A 22,153-nucleotide genomic window follows, 5' to 3' on the forward strand; every position below is an offset into this window, starting at 1 on the left:
GTTCGGCATTGATGATCGCTTGACGCGCTGACCTGGGGTGATGGGTGTGCGGCGGGCTGCTCTGAGGCACTAATTGGTGCTCTACGGTGTGGCTGTGGCCTGGATTCGGCGGGTGCGGACGGCGTCGGGAGCGACGGCGGTGCAGATCGCCGAGTCGGTCGGTGGGCGGCGGCGGATCGTCACGCACGTCGGTTCGGCGCATACCGAGGCTGAGCTCGGTGTGCTGGTCGAACGGGCTCGGGAGCTGTTGAGGGATCCGCGGCAGGGTGAGCTCGTCGAGGTCGAGCCGGTCGCGGTGAAGGCGTCGCTGCTCGACGCGGCCGGCCCGGTGGCGTTGTTCGACGTGGATGCCGAGCCGGCGCGGGGGCGGGCGACGGTCGCGGCGCCGAGGGTGGTGGCGACCGGCTCGCGGGTGCTTTACGACGCGCTGGCCGGGGTGTTCACGTCGTTGGGGTTCGACGCCCTTCAGGATCAGGTGTTCCGGGACCTGGTGATCGCCAGGCTGGTGGAGCCGACCTCGATCCTGGACACCGGCAGGGTCCTGACGGACCTCGGCGCCACACCCGCGAGCGAGAAGACGATGCGCCGGACCCTGCTGCGCGCCCACCACGGCGGCTACCGCGACCGGCTCGCCGCGCTGTGCTTCACCCACGCCCTGGCCAGCGGCGACGTCTCGCTGTGCCTGTACGACGTGACGACGCTGTACTTCGAGGCCGAGAACGAGGACGACCTGCGGAAAGTCGGCTACTTCAAGGAACGCCGCGTCGACCCGCAGATCGTCGTCGGCCTGCTCGTCGACCGGTACGGATTCCCGTTGGAGATCAGCTGCTTCGAGGGCAACCGGGCGGAGACCGCGACGATCCTGCCGGTCATCCGCCAGTTCAAGGACCGTCACCAGCTTGAGAACCTGGTCGTGGTCGCCGACGCCGGCATGCTGTCCGCGACCAACCTGCGCGAACTCGACGACGCCGGGTTCGGGTTCATCGTCGGTTCCCGGGTCACCAAGGCACCGATCGACCTGGCATCGCACTTCTGCTGGCACGGCGACGCGTTCACCGACGGGCAGGTCATCGACACGGTGACTCCCAGAACCGGACGTAACCGTGACAACGACACCGCCGTGAAGGCCGAGCCCACCTGGAACCGTGAGGGGCACCCCGGGTCGTGGCGGGCGGTCTGGGCCTACTCGGCCCGGCGCGCCGCCCGGGACAACAAGACCCTCACCGCGCAGGAGAACCGCGCCCGGGCCGTCGTCGACGGGGAGAAAACCGCCCGCACCCCGAGATTCGTCACGGTCAAAGGCGACGCCCGCGTCCTCGACGAAGCCAGCCTGGCGCGTGCCCGCCGGCTCGTCGGGCTCAAGGGCTACGTCACCAACCTCCCCGCGACCGTCCTGACCGCCGACCAGGTCATCTCCGACTATCACGACCTCTGGCACGCCGAGCAGTCATTCCGGATGTCGAAGACCGGCCTCGCCGCCCGGCCCATGTTCGTGCGCACCACCGACGCGATCGAAGCCCACCTGACCATCGTGTTCACCGCGCTCGCCGTCGCCCGCACCGTCCAGAACCGCACCGGCCTGGCCATCCGCAACGTCATCCGACAGCTCCGCCCGCTCCGCTCCGCGACCATCGCGATCAACGGCGTCGTCCAGACCTTCCCACCTGCCATCGGCTTGGAGCGGCAAACCCTCCTCGACGCGCTCACAGGCAAGGCACTAACGAAATGACCGAACTCAGGTGGCGCAGCGATTCGAGGGCGCGCTTGGAACGTTCACGCTTGACCTGCCTCAACTGGTGCCCTCGGACGCGCCGATGCGCGGTTCGCGGGTGGGACGTTGGCGGCTGCGGTTTCCGACGGCGCCAGGTCTGGTCGGGGGCGGGCGCGGTGAGCCCGCCTGGCTCGATCGCGAGCTGGCCCTGGTCGGTCGACTCCGACAGTGGTGGACCGCCGACCACGTCACCGGGTTGGATGCGGACGACCCCATCCGGAGGCTATCGGGGAGGCCGGACGGCTCGCTTCAGGCGGGGCCTTTCGGATGAGGTCGTCTTCTCGTCCAGATACTCATGCTGCGGCTGTGCCGACGGTTCGACCGTGGACGAATCGACACGCACCCGCGTTTCAGGAGGCGGCGCGGACGGGTGGGGCAGCGGTAGCTGCTGGGGCAGCCAGTCGGGCCCCGTCTTGCTCGGGTTCTTCATCGGGTCATACATCTGCTGCCCGGTGGCCTCGCTGATCATCTCGCGCACCCGGTTCTCGACGAGGTTCCCGAACCGGGTGGGGTTCCCGCCGCTTTGCTGGCGCATCGCGTCGAGCTCGGCCTGGGACAGCCGGCCGATGGGTTGGGAGTACACCTCCCGCTGGTAGCTGTTGACCTCCCGGACGGTCAGCCGGACCTCGCCCGTGCCGCGGTCGTAGGTGGCGACGCCCATGAGCCCCTGTTTCTCGGCCGCTGAGCCAATCGCCGCGTAGCCCGTTCGGTTCGGCTCACCGAGCTGCCGCCAGCCGCCGGACTCACCACCCACCGGCTTGATCTCGGCGACATCGATCATCGGAGCGCGTGGCCGGGCCGCGTCCACGGCGGGCGCCGCGCCGCCGGCCAAGCCGCCGGCAGCGGTCTTCGGCGCCTTGGCGCCGTTGGCTCCGGCCTTGGGTGCTTCGTCCCCTCGCACCTCGCCCTTGGGTACCTCGCCCTTGGGCGCCCCAGTCCCGGGCTTCTCGACCGTCGGGGAACGCTTCCGCAGCCCGGCCAGATCGCGAATACCATCGATAATTTCGACGATATTGACAACCTCTTCGACGAAATCCCGAACGAACTTCGCCGCTTCAACCGCCGCGGTATGACTGTCGCCCCGCTCATGGGCCTCGTAGGCATTTTCGAGGTGCTTCTCGGCCTGCGCGAAGGGGGCGTACTTCACACCTTGTTCCGCGGCGTCCCTGAGCGCCTCGTCGGTGCCGACGCCCTGGCTCTTCTCCGCCACGAAGGTGCTCACCGCCTCGATACCTACCGGATAGAGTTGCGCATACACTTCGCGCAGCTCGTTGTACAGCTCCTTCTTGCCGTCAGCTTGCTGTGCCGGGTCCCCGAACACCACGTCCCACTCGGCATTCATGATGGATGCCGAATGCTTGACGATCTCCACGGTCTCCTTCAGCCCAGGGTAGGCGATCGCGGGTATCGCCTTCTCGAGAACCTCGTTGAGGGTCTCGACTGTTGGATTTGACCCGATCTTCCGATCGGCCTGCCGCGCGGCCTCCCCAATCTCCGCCGCCTTTTTCTCGACCGTGTCCATGACCGCCAAGGCCTTCTTCTCGACGGCACTGGCCGCCTCGTGCGTCATCTTTTCGGCGAAGGCTTCGGCCTCCCGAATCTTTGCCGCTGCCGCGCTGTCGAGAGCTCTCCCGAGCTCCTTCGCCATGTCGAGCTGTGAAATCGGTGCGGTCGCCGCCCGGGCCAAAGAGTCATCGCCCTTTGCCTCCAGGGAACCGCTTCGCTGGCTGCCGCCGTCCGGGGCCGGGGCGCGGCCGGCCTCGGGCCGCGCGTCAGTCTGGCCGGGCTCAGGGCGAGCGAAGTCCGCCGAGAGACTCTGCTCGACCTTCGGCAGGTGCTCGTCTCGCTGGGTGACGCCGCTCCGGTCGGGCCCATGCGCATTGTCGCGACTCTCAATGCGGCTCTCGGCACTGTGGATCTCGGAACTGTGGCTCGCAGCACTGTGGCTCGCGGCCTGGCTGGCCGCGGAGGAATGCTCCATTTCGAGTCCGTCCACCGGATAGCCCTATCCGCTGTACGGAGCGCGGTCGTCGGACCTGGAACTCGTCTCCGTACTGATGTCGCGTCGAGCGGCCCGCATCACAGACCGGCCTCGGCCATCACGCGGGCGAGAATCCGGCGGCTCGTTCTCGGCAGTTTCCGGCGGTCGCCGGCGAGCATCTGCTGCTCGAAGCAGACGCACACGCGGCGGACCGCGAGTTCGACGTCGCGGGCCACCTCCGCGGGCGTCTCCGAATCGGGGAACTCGACCAGCTCGTACGCGGCGTCCTGGCAGACCTCCCAGGTCTGCTGGGCGCGGCTGTCGCCGGAGGCCGTGTCGTTCTCGTCGGCCGTGCGCCACGGGGCCTGGTACCGCCCACTGGCCACCAGGTCCGCGACGGCCGAACGGTAGAGGCACAGCGGCGGCTCCTGGGCGCAGACCAGCTCGCAGACGGGGTACGGGGAGAACTCGCGGGCGTCCAGCCGGTGCACCGTCCCGCGAAATGCCGCCGCCAGCTCGCTGGCGTGCGGGTTCCCGGCCAGTCTGGCGAGCAGCAGCTCGCGGAGGCGGTCACGGAACTCGGCCGTGTCGGCGTACGACCACCCGCCCTGGATGCCACGGCGGGTGGCGAGCCAGTCCGATCCGTGCCCGAGATAGGCCCGGGACAGGTCGTCCGGCTGGACGGTGACCGGTCGCTGCGCCCGCAGCACGAGAAGCAGGTCGTCCCAGAGCCGTTCGAGCGCATCCGGCCGGGTGGTGAGAGAGAGCACCAGCCTGCTCAGGGTCCGCCGCGCGGATTCGTCGTCCGAGATCCGCCGCGCCGCCTCGCACGCCGCCGGGGTCGCGCAGGTCGACGCGCAGAAGGGCTGCGGGAGGAAGAGGTCGTCGAACGAGCCCGCGGCCCGCCACCGTCGCATGTGCTCGGCCACCCGGGTGTCGGACGGTGGAGCGGCGGAGATCGCGTCCTTGACGAGGGGAACCCGCACCAGCAGAGGTGCGTCGTCGCCGCCGCTGAAGACCACCGCCTCTCCCACGTCGAGCGAGGTCAGGGCGGACGACTGCCGCTCGTCCATCGCCATGGCGCCGGACAGTGCCGCCCGGTCGTCCGCCGCGACGGTCCGATGCGCGATCTTGAGATTCGTGTTCTTGATGACGTCGGGGGCGAGCCGGACCGGTGCCTGGTCGACGATCACGACACCCTGGCCATAGGCGCGGATCTCCGACAACAGATGGGAGAACGTCTGGACGGCCCTGCCCCGCGGGTTCGCCGTCTCCTCGGAGGCCGGCGTCGCTACGTTGGCCAGCAGCCGATGGGCTTCCTCGATGACGAGCAGGTGCACGAGGTCCGCCGACTGCCCCTGTGCCCGCCGGTGCTCGGCGAGCCGGATGAGCAGCAGGCCGATGAGGAAGGCCCGGTCCCCCTCGTCACCGAGCGCCTCGAGCTCGACAACGGTCGGCATGCCGAACAGTTCCCGCGCCGGCAGCGACCGGACGACGTCCAGCATCGCGCCCTTGGCACCTTGGCGCAGCGAGTCGAGCCGGGTGACGAGAGCGGCCGTCAGATCTCCGGTGACCTTCTGGTCGTAGCCAAGCGTCCTGATCACGTATTCGCTCTTCGCGATCAGGTCGGACAGCGTGGGGAAGGCGGCGGCCCTGTCCAGATCCGCCGCCTGGCGGCCGTCGGGCGCGCCGAGCCGCGCGTTGGTGTTCGTCCGCAGGTCCCACCCCCGGTCGACATAGACGTCGTGGAGGCAACGTTCCAGAATCTGCGGCAAGGGCGTCCACATGCCGAACGCCGCGGTGAAGACCGCCCGCAGCAGGTTGAGGTGCTCGCTCACCGACGTTCCCACGGGCACCTCGAACGGGTTGAGTACGAACGGTCCAACAGTCGGGCTGCCCGCGGTGAACACACGCATCCGCGGGCCCAGCGCCGGATGGTCGATGAGTGCCCGATACTCGGCCTTCGCCGGCTCGATCAGCAGGAACGGGACGTCGTGCGCCGTGGCCGCCAGCAGCAGCGACATGATCGTGTTGGTCTTGCCGGATCCGGTCAGACCAGCGACGAAGGCGTGGCGCGTCAGGGAGCGACGGGACACCTTGTACGTCCCGGCCGTCGGACGACGATGTTGCAGTACGCGACCGACCAGCAGACCCTCGTCGCCTTCGACCGCCGGTCGCGCCACCACGTCGAACCGAGCGGCAACGTCGACCGAGAAACCGGGCGTCTCGATCTCTGGAAGATGTGCGCACGCCGCGAGCTGGGCTGTCGAGAGAAAGGTCTGGCATTCGAACGGACGTCGGTAGAGTCCAGGCGGGTTGTCGCCCGGCTGGTTCGGCATCGCCCAGGCCGTGACCAGCTCGCCGACCTGGTCACGGTCGAACACCCGGACCGGCTCGGGCAACGAGCGCTCGCCACACATGACGCTGCGCCATGCCGCAGCCAGCCGCGGATAGCTCTCGTGATCGCCACCGAGGTATACGGCGGTGCGCCACGCCCCGACGGCAAGACCTTCTCCCGCGGAACGGAGCACCGCCCTCAGGAACTCCACGTACTGCGCGGTCAGCGGGCTGGGCGCGCGCGCGTCCTGGGCTGCCGACTCGACCGCGCGCATCTCGTTGAGGACCATGTTCCGGATGTTGCCGACCGTCTCCTCGCCGAGGGGATACGCGAGCACGAGAGCGCCCCAGTGAGCGCCACTCATCGAACGGATCACCCGGTCCATCGGCGCGGCCCCGTCGTGCTGGTCGACTCCCGCCGGCGCGGGGACTCCGAGTGCCATGCCGGACAGCGGCCAACGAGGTGGCAGAACGGCGGCGCTCTCCACGTCGACGATGGGATACAGGCCCCTCAGGACGGACTCGACCACGCCGATCCGACGATCCTGGATGGCGCCCGAGCCGGCCTTCGTCGACCAGGTCCCCATCTGGACGGACACCCCGTCAGGCGCGCCGAGCACCTGCAGGACGAACGGGATGCGGTATCCGTAGAGGCCGGTGATCAGCTCCGTGGTAGGGGACCGCCACCGTTCGCCGTCCGCTGCCACCGTCGCGCGGCGGAGCTTCTCCGTCCTGCCCACACCTCGCACCCGAAGCAGTCGACGCGCACCGGGCACAGCCTCCGTCCACGGCGTTCCGAGGAACGTCGGCCCGGGACCGCAACGCTGCAAGTAGTCCATTCGCACCGTGGTGACGGATGCTGTGGACATCGTTCCACCGTCCTCTTCCACGTTTTCGGCAGCCGGCCGCGCCAGCTGTTCACGCCGACTACTGGACCTCAGCGCCGGTCGAAGCGTTAATGACTTTCTTCGCTATCAAGGCCCCGTGCTTCCAGCGCCCGGAGACCTCGACCTCGTCGCCGTCGCTGAGCCGCCCGGTCCGGTGCCGGTAGTAGTCGACATTGACCTCGACCGGGGGCATCCGGTTACCCATGGCGTCGTATCGTTCGACACGAAATCTCAGGACGCCATCGGTCTCGGACACGCCCCGGGCGACCCCGCGGACCTTGTCGTTGCCACGCCTGGCCTGCTGGTCGACGGGCTGTGCACGCTCACCTGGCTGCAGCAGGCGCTGCAGCCAGTCGGACGCTGCGTCGAACGCGCTCGCCGGTCCCGCCGTGCTTTCGGGTGCCGCCTGCCCGGGAACCTGAGGCAGCGGCCACCACGGCAGCGGCTGGGCCCGCTTCGACGTGGAAGGTGCCGCCTGGGAGGAGACTGTCGGCACGAATTCGGCGTCCATGTCTTCGGTGACGTCGAGGTATTTGCCCGGCTGTGGGCCGACGTCCTGGCTGTCGGTACTACCGTCGGCGCGGAACGTCAGCCGCGCCCGGCCGACCCGGATCGAATCACCCGACACGAGCAGCTGCGGCGCGCTGATCGTCCGCCTGTTGACACGTACGCCGCGGGCGGGATCCAGGTCGCGGATCAGCCAGCCCTCAGCACGCCGCTCAATCTCCGCGTGTCGACCGGAGACGGTCCCGTCGCCGGGGAACGCCAGGTCGTTGCCGTGGTCCCGGCCGAGCGTGAAGGGACTGCGCGACACCGCGATCGCCAGGAGTTGGCCCCCCTGGGACAACTCCAGGAACACCTTGTTCACGGTTACCTCCGACAATTGGCCAAGATCGGCCCACCGGGTCGGCTACTACCTGTTCGCCGATCCAAATTCGACACCGTAGTGGACGGTTCGCAGCCATCCATGAATTTCCGGCGACGCTGTAAATGTCGACTGGACGACAGCGACGGAAAACCGGTCCGGGCGGCTGGGCGGCGCCGGGCGACCGTCGCGGTCAGCCGACGACAGCGCCGGCGAAGATCCCCGCCAGGACGAAGAGCATGAACAGGACGAAGAACGTCAGGCCGGCCGCGGTCACCACCTTTTCCGAGGTGGCAGAACCGTGGATCCGCGCTCCGGTGGAAAGGTTGGTGGCATTCTTCGCCAGCAGCGTTCCACGAGACCAGCGGCCGGAGACCTCGACTTCGTCGCCGTCGTCGAGCTGACCGCTCTGGTAGTGGGTGAACTCCGCACCGACCGGGCGCAGCCGGTTGCCCATGGCGTCATATCGCTCGATGCGGAACGACAGAACGGCACCTTTCCCCGTCTGGCGGACCTGAACGTACCGGGCGGTACCGCGGATATCGCCCTCGGCGCCGTCCCGGTCGGGCACGGAGTGACTGCGCGACACCGCGATCACCTGTGCTCACCATGGGAGAGTTCCCGAAACATCTTGTCCACGCATACCTCCGACCAGCCGGCCAGGATCGGCGCACCCGCCTCTAGTGGACGGTTCGCGCCCGCCCATCGTTCCCACTGGGAAAACTATCGGCCGATCCCGCCGAGGGGCAGGGTGCAGGCCGCACGTTTCCGGGAGTGCTGGCACCCCAGACCGCCGCTAGCCGACGGAAAAGCATATCGGGACCAGCAGTCGCCTCACTCGTAATGCGCGCCACCTCCATCGCGGGCCAGCCCTATGCGGGCTCCCACCGATGATCACCCGCCTGCGGTCCGCCCTTCGCCAAGACTCGACCGTTCGCCAACTCTGTGGTGAAGCCCAGGTGGTCAGGTCATGAGGCAAGAGCCGTGTCCAGAAGCTCCCACCGCACGTGTCACTGGGAACGCGTGTCCAGGCTGTCGACAGCCAAATGACCGAAAGCGTCGCTCCAGGCCGCATACCACTGGCGGAACCATGGATGGGACTGCGCGAGCGGGACGACAGAGCGCACCGTCTCCTGGTAGTACGAACGACGTTTCTCCGGCCGAGGATGTGCGTCCAGCCGCTGCACGTTGCTCAGCCGGTCCGCCAGCTTCACCAACAGTGCATCATCCGGAGCGCTAAGCAACCGTGTCAGATATGCCGCCCGCACCTCCTCACGTGTCTGGCCCTCCGACGGTGCGGGCTTGGTCACCCAGTCGACCAAGCCCGCGACGCGGTCACCGAAGCGCTCGCGCACATCCTCCAGCGAGCACTCCGTGTCCTCGACCACATCGTGGAGCACGGCCGCGCGCAACACGTCGATGTCAGTCGTTCCGATCGCCTCCACCAACACACACACGACCTCAAGCAGATGCTCGGCATAAGGCTCACCCGCCGGCCGAGTCTGGTCCCCGTGCCACCGAACAGCGAAGGCGACCGCATCATCCAGCGAGGCTAGATCCTGTTCCGCAATGCGCCTGGCCAATCGCTCACGCACGGACGGCCAACCGGCCGCCGCCTCGAACACCTGCAACATGCCCCGAGCTCCCTTCATGTGCCACAGCGACCGGCAAGCAGAACGCCCTCGTACACGATCACATCAGGACACTACTAGTGATCCACGGCATGCCCGTGCCTGCTGAAAGGTGGGGTCTGACCAGGGCAAGCCGGACGGCGGCGTACGGCTGGGGTCCGACTGCTGCGATCGAAACTCGCAGCTCACACGAGATTCCGCAGGCTACCGGCCGCCGAATCGGATTGAAGCATGGCGCCCGTTGGTGGTGTCCGGAGAGATCGGAATTTTTGCTGCCTCGGGTTTGAAGGTGACTCCGGGACGGATGGGCGCTGGTAGGCGGGCCGGTCATGCCGCTTGATGGTCAAAGAGGCTCGGCTGTCCGGCCTTCCACGGATTTCGTTGGGAAGCCGACCCGTACCGCAGGCGCCTCCGACGCCGAGGAACGGAAGCGGCGCGGCAGCTCTACTTTTCCCTGCTGCCGCTGGTACAGCGACCCGACGTGGAACGCTGTGTCTCGACGTCAGGGGCCACCCCTGGATGCGCTTTCCGCCTTCGGCCATGGCGCGGTGCGGGGTGCGACGCCCCCGGCGAGCACGGCCGCTTGCGGCCGCGCACAGGCGGTCGCGCGGCGCAGCCTGCACCGCGCGCTCTTGACGAGATCGTCGACCCGTCGGAACGGGCGGAGTCCACGAAGTCGAACTACCGCGTCATGGTGAACAACCACATCCGCCCGGCTCTCGGCTCGCGCCGGCTCGTCGAGCTGAAGCATGAGGATCTTCAGCGGTTCCTTAACCGCAAGGCGGCGGACGGTTACAGCACGTCGACCATGCGCACGCTGCGTTCCGTCCTGCGGCAGGCGCTCAACGAAGCGGTCATCACCGAGAAGATCAGTCGCAATGTCGCCGAGACGCTGCGGGTCCCGAAAGCGCGGAAGCCGAAGCGGAAGGTGGCCGCGCTGAGCAGGGGCGACGGGCTGCGGCTGCTCGACGAAGCGAAGTCCACCCGGCATTACGCGCTGTATGTGCTGCTGGTGCTGGTCGGTCTACGCCGTGGGGAAGCGCTCGCGTTGCGCTGGTCCGACTTCGACGAATCGGCGTGCACGCTGCGGGTGGAACGCCAGGTGACCCGGGTGAGTGGCGTGAAGGGGCTGGTCGTCGGCCCGACGAAGAGTCAGGCCGGAACGCGCACGCTCACGCTGCCGACCCGGTGTGTCCGGGTGCTCCAGGCACACCGCACCGCCCAGCACGCCCACCGGCAGGCCGCGGGGAAGCGGTGGAAGGAGAACGGGCTGATCTTCCCGAGCACCGTCGGCACGCATATGGAGCCGCGCGGGCTGAACACTCACCTGTCCAAGCTGTGCCAGCGTGCCGGGCTGCCGCACCTCGGCCCACACGCGCTGCGCCACACCGCGGCGACGATGGCCTACGCGCTCGGTGTCGACTGGAAGCAGATACAGGGGATGCTCGGCCACACGATGCTGTCGACGACCATGGACATCTACGTGGACATGGTCGACACCGTGCACGGTGACGCGGCGGCCAAGCTGGACGGCTGGTTCCCGGTGGAGGACAACGAGGACCCGGAGGACGGGACGACCGAGGCAGAGGGGGCCTGACGGGCTGTTGGCTGTCAACTAGGCTGTCAAAAGAACAGAGCCCCGCGCCGTGTTATCGGCTGCGGGGCTCTGACCTGTCTCAACCAGACGTGCGCTCGGAGGGACTCGAACCCCCAACCTCTTGATCCGTAGTCAAGTGCTCTATCCGTTGAGCTACGAGCGCCTGCCGGTCACTCTCGCGGCCGGCTTCGCCAGCTTACAGCACCCGGAGGGCAGCCTTCGAACCCCCTCCCCTCCAACCGCGCCCCGGGTCGGGGCGCCCAGGGCACGCTCCGCGCGGGGGCGCGTTTCGCCCGGGATGGCCCGTCAGCGCGCTCGGACGGGGGTCGGCTGCGGTAGGCGGTGCAGCTCGACATCGAGCAGTGTCTGGTCCTCGATCGTCGCTGTCAGATAGGTCGGATGGGGCTGGCGCCGGCGGTCCGTGGGTGAGCCGGGGTTCAGCAGCCGCAGCGGGCGGCCGTCCTGCGGTCGGATCGTCGTCGTGTCCCACGGGATGTGGGAGTGGCCGAAGACGATGACGTCGGCTTCCGGGTAGGTGGCGGCCAGGCGGCGATCCCGGGCGGCGGCGGCCCCGGTCTCGTGGACGATCACGAAGCGCAGGCCTTCCAGCGTCACGCGGGCGATCTCGGGCAGGATGGCGCGGATCTCGGGTCCGTCGTTGTTGCCGAAGCACGCGATGAGGCGCCGTGATCGTTCCGTGAGCTGGCGCAGCAGCTCGGGGCCGACCCAGTCGCCCGCGTGGAGGACGGCGTCGGCTTCGTCGACCGCGGCCCACACCCGCGACGGCAGATCGCGGGCCCGCACCGGGACGTGAGTGTCGGCCAGGACGACGAGGCGCATTGGTCCAGTGTCCGTGATTTTCGGTGTTCTGAGCGTGCGCCCGGGGGTAGCGTGCAGCGGCCGGCCGCCTGGCCGGGCGGCGTCGGGGCGAGCGGGGCGGCCGGGGTGGTCGCGAGCTGATGGGCCGATGCCGAGCCGGTAGGCGGATGTCGACTCGGCGGATGGGGGCCGAGCCGGTGGCCGACGGGAGCGGATGGGCGGCGGTCGACATGGCATGGACCGCCGCGCAGTGGCGGCGACTGCGACGGGCTCGTGTGGCCACCATGGTGGTCTTTTTCTTCCTGGCGCTGTTACTCGCCGCGTGGGCTCCGCGGATCCCACAGGTCAAGGATGCGCTCGCGCTCGGCGACGGTGAGCTCGGGCTCGCGCTGCTCGGCGCGCCGGTCGGTGCGATCGTGACGCTGTGGGGCGCCGGTGTTCTGGTGAGCCGGCTGGGCAGCGTGCCGGTGATCCGGTTCTCGCTGGTCGCGTACGCGACCCTCGGGCTGGTGATCATTACCGCGACCGGCCCGCTGTCGCTGTTCGCCGCGCTCGCGCTGCTGAGCGGTGCGAGCTGTGCCCTGGACCTTTCCGCCAATGCCCAGGCCGCGGCCGTCGAACACCGCTTCGGACGTCGGATCATGATGATGGTCCATGCCGCCTGGACGGCCGGTGCGCTCGTGGGCGCGGGCCTGGGCGCCGCCGCCGCGGCGATCGAGCTGCCGCTGAGCATCCAGTTCTCGGTGCTCGGCGCGCTTACCGTGGCCGGAGCGTTACCTCTCACCGGATGGATGCTTCGCGGGGACGGTAGTCGGGAGTCCGCGTCCACCGGCTTCGTCGTATCCGACGCCGCCGCCGATGAGCTCGATGGCGCTGACGGGGAGGTCGAGACCGGCGACAGCGCGGTCGGAGCCAGGGATGGTGTGGTCGGGGCCGGCGCCGAGACCCACGCGCGGCCGGCCACGTCGATGCTTCCACCGCCCCCGGCAACTGGGCTGTCCCCAGCGTCTGCGGTGCCTGCGCCGCCTCCAGCGCCCGCGGCGAGGCCGGTGACTGCTGTGACTCCGCGGGCGCTGCTGCCCTTCGTCCCGCTCAGCGTGATCGCGTTTGCCAGTTTCCTCGGGGAGGGCGCGGCGGCGGACTGGAGCGCCGTCTATCTGACGGATGTCACCGGGGCGTCGGCCGGCGTCGCCGGGATCGGGTACGTGGCCTTCATGGCCTGCATGCTGGTGGTGCGCCTGGTCGGCGATCGTGCGGTGGAGACCTTCGGGATCCGGCGTGTGGTCCGTCCGCTGGCTCTTACCGCCGCGGTGATGTTCGCCGTCGCACTCGCGTCCGGAGCGACGCGGACGGGAACCGCGCTGGGGATCGTCGGGTTCGCGGTGCTCGGCGCCGGGCTGGCGTGTGTCATCCCGGCGGCCTTCTCCGCCGCGGCCCGCGCCGCGAACCTGGTGGGGCTGCCGGCCGGGGCGGTGATCGCCGTGGTCAGCTCGGTCGGCTACGCGGGATGGCTGACGGGGCCGCCGTTGATCGGAGGCCTGGCCGAACTCGTCGGACTGCGCGGGGCCCTGTGGAGCGTGGTCGCGTTCACCTGCGCGATCGCGCTGTTCGCCGGGACGCTGGCCGGTCCCGCGCGGCCGTCGTGGACCTCCGGGGAACGAGGAACGTCAGCCCCGTCGAGGCGGTCTGTTCCACCGAGACCACAGGGCTCGGCGGACATGTCGTGACCGCGGGTCATCCGGCAGGCGCTGCTCGTCCGGTCGGTCCTGCCCGTCCGGCGGTATGTGCCGAGGCCGATTGGCGGCGGCGGGGGATTCCGGTCAGTGGTGGCGGCGGCGAAAGCCCGGCAGGAGTTGCTGGACGAGCGCGTCCGTCTCCGGTTCCGCCGCGCCGCCGCGCCGGGTCGACTGCGCCGACACGGTCCGGTACAGCTCGCCGGCGACGGCTTCGAGGGTCCGGCGGTCACCCCGGGCGGCCACGGTGCGCAGCAGGTCACGCCACAGCGTTTCCGCGGTCGGCGCGGCGCGCAGGCCGGTCCGGCACGCCGCCATCGCGGTGGCGGTGTCGCCGGCTTCCAGGGTCAGCATGGCGAGGCGGTGCGCGGCGTCGATGACGGCGGAGCGCATCGTGCTCTCGACGGGCGTCGACCGGGCCCACCCGTACCTGCCTTCGGGCAGGCCGGACCACAGCGGCCCGCTGACCAGGTTCAGCGCCGCCCGCAGGTCGGATTCGGGATCGCTCGCGTCGTCGGGCCGCGCCGCACGATGGGTGTAGGCGACGAAGAGCTCCCAGTCGCAGCGGACGTCCGTGCTGAGGACCCAGCGCCCGTCCGAGGTGGGCTGCAACCGGGGCCGCCCGCCGGCGTCGACGCCCAGCCAGGTGCGGGCCGCGATGAGCCCGGCCAGCACGCCGGTGCCTGATCCCCCCGGCGCCCGCGGATCGGGGACCGAGCCGAGGGGGAGGTCGAGCAGGTCGCTGACGTCCTCGGGGTACGCGCCGTCGCGGTGCAGCGCGAGGAAGACGACGATCTCGGTGAGCAGGTCGATCTGGTTCCGGTCGGGTCGGCCGGGGGCGTCGACCGACGGGGTGCCGAGCACGTGCACCTCGGCTTCGGTGGCGCCGGCCGGGTCCGGGTCCAGGCGGGGCAGGGTCTCGAGCGGGCCGTTCCCGTGGAGGGGCGCCGGCGGGGCGTCGGCCTCCTGGTGCGAAGCCGCCGGATAGCCCTGCTCTGACGAGTGGGGTTCCGGATACGACGGGTGAGAGCCGGGCGGATACGACTCCTGCGAGGACGGCGCCTGCGGGTACGGCTCGTACGGATGCGGCTGCGGCGAGTTCGGCGCCTGCGGGTACGGCTCGTACGGATGCGGCTGCGGCGAGTTCGGCGCCTGCGGGTACGGCTCGTACGAGTGCGGCTGCGGTGATCTCGGTGCCTGCGAGTGCGGCGACGGTGAGTTCGGATCCTGTGGACGGGACGGCGCCGGATAGGACTCCGCCGGATACGACCCCGGCGGGGCCAGGTATCCCGGGGGCGGCACCGGGGGGTGGAGCTGCGCCTGGTGCGGCTCCTGCGGATACGGCTGCGCCGGGTGCGTCGGCGGCTGGGCTTGATACGGTTCGCGCTCGTTGGGCGGGGGTGGCGGGTAGGGCCGGTCCCATCCGACGTCGCCGACGTCGCCGACGTCGGCGCTGGTGGCGCCGGTGGCGGCTGCCGGGACGCCTGGGTGCTCTTGCCATTGCTGCGTGGCGGGTTCGTCCCGGTGCGCGGGCTGCGGCTGGTCGGGGCTGTGCTGCTGTGCCTCGTCGTGCCCGTGCGCCGGCCGGACCAGCAGCGTGCGGGGGACTCGCGGCACGTCCGTCGGCTGTATGGCCGGTCGATCGGATTCGACCAGGTAGGGCGGGGGAGCGTCGGACGGCTGGTGCTGCCCCGCGCGGCCCGGCACGTCCGGCGTGGCGGCCTGCGGCCGGGAGCCCGGCGGCGCGTCGACTGGCGGCGGGGCGACCGTCGGCGGGGCGACTGGTGGGACTGGTGGGACTGGCGGCGGAGTGACCGTCGGCGGGGGGACCTGAGGCAGGCTGCTCGGGGGTAGCCCGGACGGCCCGTCGACCGGCATCCGGATGACGGAGGGCCCGGTCTGCGGGACGGGCAGCCAGGGCACGACTCCGGGGATCGAACCCGAGCCCCGGGGCGGACGGGTACCCTCCGGGCCGTCCGGGGCCGGAGGACGGTGCTCCTCGGGGTAGGGCGGCGGGTAGTGGCCCGCCGGCGCGGTCGGCTCCGGTGCGTGTCCGTCGGGCCCGTCCGCCGCGTACTCCGCCGAGTAGTCGTCCGCGTAGTCCGCCGGATGGCCGGCTGGACGGTCCGCCGGGTGGAGGGAACCGCCCGCGATCGGGTAGGGCCCGGTTCGGTAAGGGTCATCGTCCGCAGCCCCGGCTGGCGGGTAGCCGCCCGTGGCCTGGCCGCCCGGGCTGCCGTCCCACTCCTCGCTGTCGTACCGGTCCGTGCCGTCGGGCCAGCTCTCGCTGCCGTGCTGGTCCTCGCCGTCGTCCTGGTGTCCGCCGCCGTACCGGTCCTCGCTGTCGTCCCAGGCGTCGCTTCGCTCGGAGGGCCGGCTGGTGGGGACGGGAGCGTCCGCACCCGTGGTCAGCAGGCGCCGGCTGGCCCAGGACGGGCGCGGAGCCTCCGCCGGGCGCGCGCCGGTCGCGATGCGGAACATCGCCAGAACGGCGGAGTACTCCGCCGCGGCGAGGGTCTGGGCGTTGACCTCGACGCCGAGCACCCCGAGGGACATCCGCGCGTCGGGACCGACCGCGAACCGCCAGCGGGCGGCGGGGCTGTCGCCGACCATGAGCACGCCCACCGTCTCGTCGCGCCCACCGGAGAGTCGGGCCAGCCGTTCGGCGTGCTGCGGGGCGGGTGGCCCGGCCAGCACCAGGAGATCCGGCGCCCACAGCGACTGGATGTGGGCGGCCTGCCGCCCGCGCAGCGCGGCGCCCGGTTCGTTGCCCCATCCGGTGTCCCGCGGCCCGCGCGCCTCGAGCTCGTCGAGGACGTCGGAGAGGCTCGAGGACGTCCGAAGCCGCCCTGGCGCGATCGGGCTGGGGTCGTCCGCGAAGCCCACAAGACAGACCCGCAGGTCGTCGGACCACATGTTGGTGGCGAGTTCCACCGCGACGGAGATGGCCACCTCGCTGGCGACGGCCGGGTCGCCGACGAGGCTGATCATCCCGGGTGCGCCCTCGAGGTCGACGAGGATGCGGCAGCCGGTGGCATCCCGGCCGAGGGTGACCAGCGCCGGGTAGGGCGCCGGGACGTCCGCCGACAGGCTGGCGCTCGCGTCGAAGGGCAGCCCGTCGGGTGCCTCGGGGTTGCGTTCGATCCGCCAGGAGCCTGGGTTGTTGCCCTGCTGCCAGGGGGCGGGGGGCGGTTCCGGCACAGCCGGCGCCATGTGCAGGACGAGCGCGGCGTCGGTGAGGATCGCGGCGTACACCGGCGGCAGGGGACGGCCCCGCGAGGTCAGCCCGGCGGACATCAGCCGCAGGGACCGGTCGACGAAACGGGCCGAGGGCAGGTCGGCGGCGAGCCGCAGGGCGTGTTCGACCTCGGCGGAGAACGGGTCCGCGCCGGCGCCGCCCGGCCGGCGCCGGGTCAGCGCGGTGAGCACGCCCGCCGCGAGCAGGGCCGCGCCGGTGATGCCGCGCCCGCTTCCCAGCCGCCCGGGCCCCATCCCGCCGGGCGTGCCCGTCTCGCCGCCCCACGCGGAACGCTCGCCGGAGTTCCCGATACCCGGCCCGTAGGGCGACGGCTCCTGGCCCGCCTCCGGCCCGTCGGACCAGCCGCCCGCACCGCTGCGCAGCGGCCCGGTGGATGCCGGCCCGCCACCGATGTCGTCGCCTCCCGGGGCACCGTCGGTGCCGCCGCGACCGTCCGCGGAGCCCTGGGCGGCGAAGCGGGCGTGGACCTCCTCGACCCAGGAGGCTTCGCGGTGCGGGACCCGCAGGGTCCGTACCTCCTCGCCCTCGGCGTCCGGGGGAAGCATGAGCACCCATCCCGGGGCGATGAGGGAGGGCTTGGTGAGGGTCTGGCCGTCGGGCTGCGCGCGGCCCTCGTTGAGCGCGAAGATCTCGTGGTAGCGCAGGCTGTTGCCGAGGAGCCGCCGGGCGATCGCCCACAGCGTGTCGTACTGGCGCCCGTCAGGCGGGCGGACCTCGCAGAACTTGACGTCCATGCCGTCCGGGAAGAGGTCCGCCGGGGCCTCCTCGCCGGCGGTCAGCGCCCGTGGCGCGGCTTCCCGTTCATCCCACCGGTAGCCCCCGGAGCGGTCGGTCGCGGGACCGGAGCCTCCCGAGGCGCCGCCCTGGTCCGACCTGTCGCCGGCGGCCGGACCAGCATTGGTGCCGGTGGCCTGACCTGCGGTGCCGTGGGTGGCCGGAACGGTGTTGGCGCCGGCGGTTCGGCCCGGAACGCCTGACGGGGCACCGGCCGGGACGCCCCGGCCCGCCCCGCCACGCGCCTCGGCCCCGCCACCGCCGGTGCCGGCCGGCAGAAGGCCGCCGGCTGCCGAGCGGGTTCCAGGGCTGGTACCGGGCACCGGCGGCGCGGCCCCGCCCGGCCCGGCGGGGATCGGCTGCTGCCCGGTGAGCCCGCGGGCCAGCCGTGAGATCGCGGCCGGATCCGACCGGCGTAGCGGCCCCGTCGGGGCGGCCCGCTCGGTGCGGGTCGCCCGGTCGGTGCGGGACCCGCGTTCGGCCCGGGCCCCAGCGCTCCCGGCACGGGTAGCCGGCTCGGAACCACCGTGTGGTGTGGCTTCATCACTCCCGGCGGCGCCGGTGTCCGCCGGGCCGTTCGCCGGCCGTGTGGACGGTCGACCGCCTCGGCTGCCGGCGCCCGCGCGGCTGCCGGCGGTCGCCCGTCCACCGGTGCCTGCCCGCCCAGCCGCGCTCGCCTGCGCACCTGTGCTCGTCCGCCCGCCGGGGTTCGTGCGCCCGCCGGTGTTCGTCCGGCTGGTGCCGCCGGCCCGGTAGCCACCGCGTGCCGGGCCGCCGGACCCACCGCGAGCCGGGGCATGGGCGGGGTGCCGCGCGCCCGAGCGGCCCGTCGAGTTGTTCCGGGGCGAGGTGAGCCGCAGTGTGTCGTCGACGAGGCGCCGTGCCAGCGCCTGGCTGCCACCGCCGAACGGGATCCGCGGGGCGAGCCCCGTCTGCCGCCGCTCGGCGCGCCATTCGGCGATGACGCACACCATGAAGTGGATCCAGACCAGCCAGGCGGCCAGGACCATCAGACGCAGCACCTTGCCCGCGCCGAACTCGCCGGTGAACGCGCCCTCGTCGCCCACCGCCGCGGCGACCGGTGTGCCGGTGAGGACGAGCAGGAGAACGGGAACACCCACGCCGAGCCCCAGCAGGAGCGCGGCGCCGGAGCCGCCGCGCCGGCGCTCCCCGTTGCCTGCGGTCGGTCGTGAATTGCCCGCCTGGATCACAATGTGACAGTTCACCACGTCTGGGCTCACTACAGGTCATATTCCGGCCGAGCGGCCGTAGCGTTCACACAAAGGACACGTGGCTTGCTGACTGTAACGAGTCGTCGGAGGTGCCATCGCCTCCGCGCGTCCCTGCGCCCATGGGCGATGCCGGCTGCCTCCGCGCCCGGGCGCCCTCCCGCGCCTCACGTCCCGCACTCCCTTGTCTTGCCTGGGACGTCCGACTTGTCATGGTTCGGGGTGATCGTGCATACCTTTGCCAATTGGGGAGTTTGAAGCACGGGCGTGAGCGTGACGTGTTGGAGTTCCAACACAGATGGCAGTGTTCTGAGGTCACATCCGAGCAGAGGACGACCTGGGTGCAGGGGCATACGAAGGCGCAGCGGTGGAAACCCGATCGCTTCACCATCACGGTGCCGGACAACTGGTTCGCGTTGGACACACAGGCCGCGCGCAGTTCGGTGGCGATCTCCCGGATGGCCGCCGCACGGGTACGAGATCATCCGCGGCTCGCGGGGCAGGGCTCGTCTGTCGCCCGCATCCTTCGCGAGGCCGCCGCGTACGCGGACAGGCGTGGCGCCGTCTACTGCGCGGTCATGATCGAGGAAGTCCGGGGGGCCGGCCTCTCCGCGTGTCTCACGGTGTGCCTGCACTCCGCCCAGGACGAGCCTGACCTCCGGCGATCGTCACGGCACGGACGCGACCTCGGCCGTCCGGCGCGTGACCTGCTGCGGCATGGGCGCGCGGTGCCCTACCTGCCGTCCCGGCGCTGGTGGCGGCGGGTCGGATTCGTCGACCTTCCCGCCGCCGGCCGCGCTGTGCGGACCTGCGCGTTCGAGCAGCAGCGACCGATGGACGGCGGGCCGGCGGCCATCCGCCTCGTGATGCGGACGACGGTGCCCATCCCCGGGCTCGACCGGGTCGCCGTGATCTCCTGCGCGAGCCCGAACACCGGCCTGGCTCCGGCGCTGCACGGCCTGTTCGAGGAGGTGACCGCGACCTTCAGGTTCATCCATGACCCGCAGCTGCCCGAACTCGAACTCTGAGGCCGGCCGCGACCACCAGCCCGCCGCCACCGTCCGGCCGTGACGGGAAATCGGAGCAGGCCGAGCGCCGAGGATCACCCGTGCTCGGCCGGATCCTGTCAACGCGCGTAGTACTCGACGACAAGTTGTTCGTCACAGACGACCGGGATCTCCGGCCGGGTCGGCCGCCGGCTGAGCACGGCCACCAGCGCGGTGCGGTCGACGTCGAGGTAGGCGGGCGGTGCCGTCCCCGCCGGCTGGGTCTCCGCGACGATTCGGAACGGCGCCATGGGACGGCTGCGCCCCGCGATCGTGACCACGTCACCTGGCTGGACGCGGTACCCGGGGCGGTCCACCCGGCTGCCGTTCACCTGGACGTGGCGGTGGCTGACGAACTGGCGGGCCTGGTAGATCGTCTTGGCGAAGCCGGCGCGCAGGACCACCGCGTCCAGGCGGGTCTCGAGATCCTCGATCAGCAGGTGGCCTGTTCGGCCGGCCCCCCGGTCGGCCTCGTCGAACGCGCGCCGGAGCTGCTTCTCGCTGATGTGGTACTGGAAGCGCAACCGCTGCTTCTCCCGCAGGCGCTCCTTGTAGGGCGACATGGTCTTGCGGCCGCGGCCGTGCGGGCCGGGCGGGTAGGGCCGGTTCTCGAAGTACCTGGCCGCCTTGTCGGTCAGCGGCAGGCCGATGCTCCGGCTCAGCTTGGCCACGGGCTTGTGGCGCACGGGCCTCCTCCTTTAGGTTAGGTAACCTTAAATAAAGCGAACCTAACCATAGTGGACGCTGGAGGAGTACGTGGTGGACGGCATGATCGATCAGCACGACGCGGGGCACCCGTCGATCAGCACGCGCACCGCACCCACCGAGGCGGTGCACGTGCTGGCCGCGCGTGAGCTGGTCCACGATGCCGCCTACGGCAGCCTGGTCATGTGGGGTGGATGGGTCGTGCACGGCCTCCGCTTCGCGACCGTCGCCGCCCCCACTGCAGCCGGCCCTGCTTCCGCCGGTCCCACTGCGACCGGTCCCACTCCGGCCGGCCCCGAGGCGACGGGACCCGCCGACGCCGTTCCGACCGGCTCCGAGTCGCTGGATCTGTTCGGAGCCGGTGGCGCGCCCGCCCGCATCGTGCTGCTGGCGCCGGCATCGGTGGGACGTGTCCTGGGGGATCAGGACCAGGCCTGCCGGTTCCAGATGTGCGGACCGGTGCGTTCGGACGGCTGCGACTGGGTGTCCGTCGTCTTCGGCGGATGGGTCGCGCCGGTAGCCGGGCGATCCGTCCCCGACCTGGCGTTGCACCTCGCCGATCGGCATCCGACCGGGGACCTGTTCGAGCTCGGCGGCTCCTGGGTGCTGCTGGACATCGAGCTCGCCGAGGCCACGATCCGGACCCGCGGCGGATGCGTGCAACTGGACACCGACGACGCCGTCAACCTGCTCGCGGAGCCCTCGGGCGCCGGTCTCTGACGACCCCGCTCGGCAGCGCCCACCCAGCCAGGGTGGCGCCCGGTGACGACCTCGTCAGCCGGCCGCCTGGATGTCGGTCTGGATCTCGGCGAGGCGGATGCGCAACCGGTCGAGCTGGGTGTGCAGGTCGGTCAGGGTGCGTTCGTACGTCGGCCAGATCGACGTGCGGAACTCGGTGGCGGTGCGACCGTCCCAGTTCTCCGGCTCCAGGAGGACCCGGGCGGTGGCGCGCAGGTTGTCGAAGTGGGCCAGCATCGGGCCGTTGATGATGCCGGCGAGATCGTCGACGGCGGTCGACGCCTGTGGCGTCGCCCGGACGGTGACGCCTGAGGTTGTCGTCATCAGATGCTCCTGGGGCAGAGGGGCGTGTCGGGCTCTTCGGGTCGCGCCTGGGAGTGCTGGTCGGGGCGGTCAGCTACCGGCCAGCGCGGTCCGCTGGTTGATCTCGGTCACGGTGCGGGCGAGGTCGGCGAGGTTCGTCTGCAGTGCGGACAGGGTGTTCTGCACCTCGGGCCAGATCTGCGTGCGGAACAGCTGCGCCTTCGGGCCCTCCCAGTTCGTCGGGTCGGCCAGGGTGTTGCCGCGGGCGACGAGGCTCGCCGTCGTTGTCTGGAGATCCGTGAGCCGCTGGGTCATCTGGCCGGCCGCGTGCTGAGCCGCGGGGGTGGTGACAGTGCGCATGGGTGGTCCGTCCGTCCGGGGTCATGGGGTCGGATGCACAGGCAGTAGGTTGCTGTCCGGGAGATGGTCCTGATGTGCTCCGATCGACAGCGTGATGTTACCTTTGGTGTCGGACTGA

15 protein-coding genes and 1 tRNA gene are annotated in these 22,153 nt (G+C 71.0%); 5 read left to right on the plus strand and 11 right to left on the minus strand.

Features of this window, described 5'->3' with window-relative positions; all coding sequences use genetic code 11:
• Nucleotides 1-94: 94 nt before the first annotated feature.
• Nucleotides 95-1,729 carry an IS1634 family transposase gene (locus AC559T_RS09035; RefSeq protein WP_498868436.1) on the plus strand — a complete coding sequence of 545 codons (1,635 nt, stop codon included), beginning with the start codon at nt 95-97 and terminating at the stop codon, nt 1,727-1,729.
• Between the two features lie 265 nt (nt 1,730-1,994).
• On the opposite strand, the gene AC559T_RS09040 is transcribed toward AC559T_RS09035, so the two are convergent.
• The 5 genes from AC559T_RS09040 to AC559T_RS09060 form a co-directional block, all read right to left on the minus strand.
• Complete coding sequence (locus AC559T_RS09040; RefSeq protein WP_498868437.1) at nt 1,995-3,767, minus strand: hypothetical protein; 1,773 nt, start codon at nt 3,765-3,767, stop codon at nt 1,995-1,997.
• Nucleotides 3,768-3,850: 83 nt separating this feature from the next.
• Complete coding sequence (locus AC559T_RS09045; protein ID WP_498868438.1) at nt 3,851-6,829, minus strand: ATP-binding protein; 2,979 nt, start codon at nt 6,827-6,829, stop codon at nt 3,851-3,853.
• Between the two features lie 187 nt (nt 6,830-7,016).
• Nucleotides 7,017-7,844 carry an FHA domain-containing protein gene (locus AC559T_RS09050; protein ID WP_498868439.1) on the minus strand — a complete coding sequence of 276 codons (828 nt, stop codon included), beginning with the start codon at nt 7,842-7,844 and terminating at the stop codon, nt 7,017-7,019.
• Nucleotides 7,845-8,034: 190 nt separating this feature from the next.
• Nucleotides 8,035-8,430, minus strand: a complete 396-nt coding sequence (locus AC559T_RS09055) for a hypothetical protein (protein WP_498868440.1) — start codon at nt 8,428-8,430, stop codon at nt 8,035-8,037.
• A 421-nt stretch (nt 8,431-8,851) separates the two neighbouring features.
• The gene (locus AC559T_RS09060) at nt 8,852-9,475 is read right to left on the minus strand and encodes an HD domain-containing protein (protein WP_498868441.1); all 624 of its coding nucleotides are present in this window, start codon (nt 9,473-9,475) and stop codon (nt 8,852-8,854) included.
• Between the two features lie 580 nt (nt 9,476-10,055).
• Between AC559T_RS09060 and AC559T_RS09065 the strand changes: the two genes are divergently transcribed.
• Entirely contained in the window at nt 10,056-11,069 is a 1,014-nt protein-coding gene (locus AC559T_RS09065; RefSeq protein WP_498868442.1) for a tyrosine-type recombinase/integrase, read from the plus strand.
• A gap of 90 nt (nt 11,070-11,159) precedes the next feature.
• Here the strand turns inward: AC559T_RS09065 and AC559T_RS09070 are convergent.
• Nucleotides 11,160-11,232 (minus strand) — tRNA-Arg (locus AC559T_RS09070).
• A gap of 143 nt (nt 11,233-11,375) precedes the next feature.
• Entirely contained in the window at nt 11,376-11,909 is a 534-nt protein-coding gene (locus AC559T_RS09075; RefSeq protein ID WP_112109242.1) for a metallophosphoesterase family protein, read from the minus strand.
• A gap of 146 nt (nt 11,910-12,055) precedes the next feature.
• Here AC559T_RS09075 and AC559T_RS09080 point away from each other — a divergent pair, with 146 nt between their 5' ends.
• Nucleotides 12,056-13,615, plus strand: coding sequence for an MFS transporter (locus AC559T_RS09080; protein ID WP_498868443.1), 1,560 nt, complete (start codon nt 12,056-12,058; stop codon nt 13,613-13,615).
• A gap of 93 nt (nt 13,616-13,708) precedes the next feature.
• Here the strand turns inward: AC559T_RS09080 and AC559T_RS09085 are convergent, their stop codons facing one another.
• Nucleotides 13,709-18,895 (minus strand): BTAD domain-containing putative transcriptional regulator, encoded by a 5,187-nt coding sequence (locus AC559T_RS09085; protein WP_498868444.1) that lies wholly within the window; start codon nt 18,893-18,895, stop codon nt 13,709-13,711.
• A 329-nt stretch (nt 18,896-19,224) separates the two neighbouring features.
• Here AC559T_RS09085 and AC559T_RS09090 point away from each other — a divergent pair, with 329 nt between their 5' ends.
• Entirely contained in the window at nt 19,225-19,911 is a 687-nt protein-coding gene (locus AC559T_RS09090) for a hypothetical protein (RefSeq protein WP_368954981.1), read from the plus strand.
• 98 nt (nt 19,912-20,009) lie between these two features.
• On the opposite strand, the gene rpsD is transcribed toward AC559T_RS09090, so the two are convergent.
• Nucleotides 20,010-20,615 (minus strand): 30S ribosomal protein S4, encoded by a 606-nt coding sequence (gene rpsD / locus AC559T_RS09095; protein ID WP_112104952.1) that lies wholly within the window; start codon nt 20,613-20,615, stop codon nt 20,010-20,012.
• Between the two features lie 82 nt (nt 20,616-20,697).
• Between rpsD and AC559T_RS09100 the strand changes: the two genes are divergently transcribed.
• Nucleotides 20,698-21,354, plus strand: coding sequence for a hypothetical protein (locus AC559T_RS09100; RefSeq protein WP_498868445.1), 657 nt, complete (start codon nt 20,698-20,700; stop codon nt 21,352-21,354).
• A 54-nt stretch (nt 21,355-21,408) separates the two neighbouring features.
• On the opposite strand, the gene AC559T_RS09105 is transcribed toward AC559T_RS09100, so the two are convergent.
• Nucleotides 21,409-21,696 carry a hypothetical protein gene (locus tag AC559T_RS09105; protein ID WP_071062308.1) on the minus strand — a complete coding sequence of 96 codons (288 nt, stop codon included), beginning with the start codon at nt 21,694-21,696 and terminating at the stop codon, nt 21,409-21,411.
• A 69-nt stretch (nt 21,697-21,765) separates the two neighbouring features.
• Nucleotides 21,766-22,035, minus strand: coding sequence for a hypothetical protein (locus tag AC559T_RS09110; RefSeq protein ID WP_020463714.1), 270 nt, complete (start codon nt 22,033-22,035; stop codon nt 21,766-21,768).
• Nucleotides 22,036-22,153: the final 118 nt, after the last annotated feature.

Source organism: Frankia sp. Hr75.2, assembly GCF_949319125.1.
Taxonomy (GTDB): domain Bacteria; phylum Actinomycetota; class Actinomycetes; order Frankiales; family Frankiaceae; genus Parafrankia; species Parafrankia soli.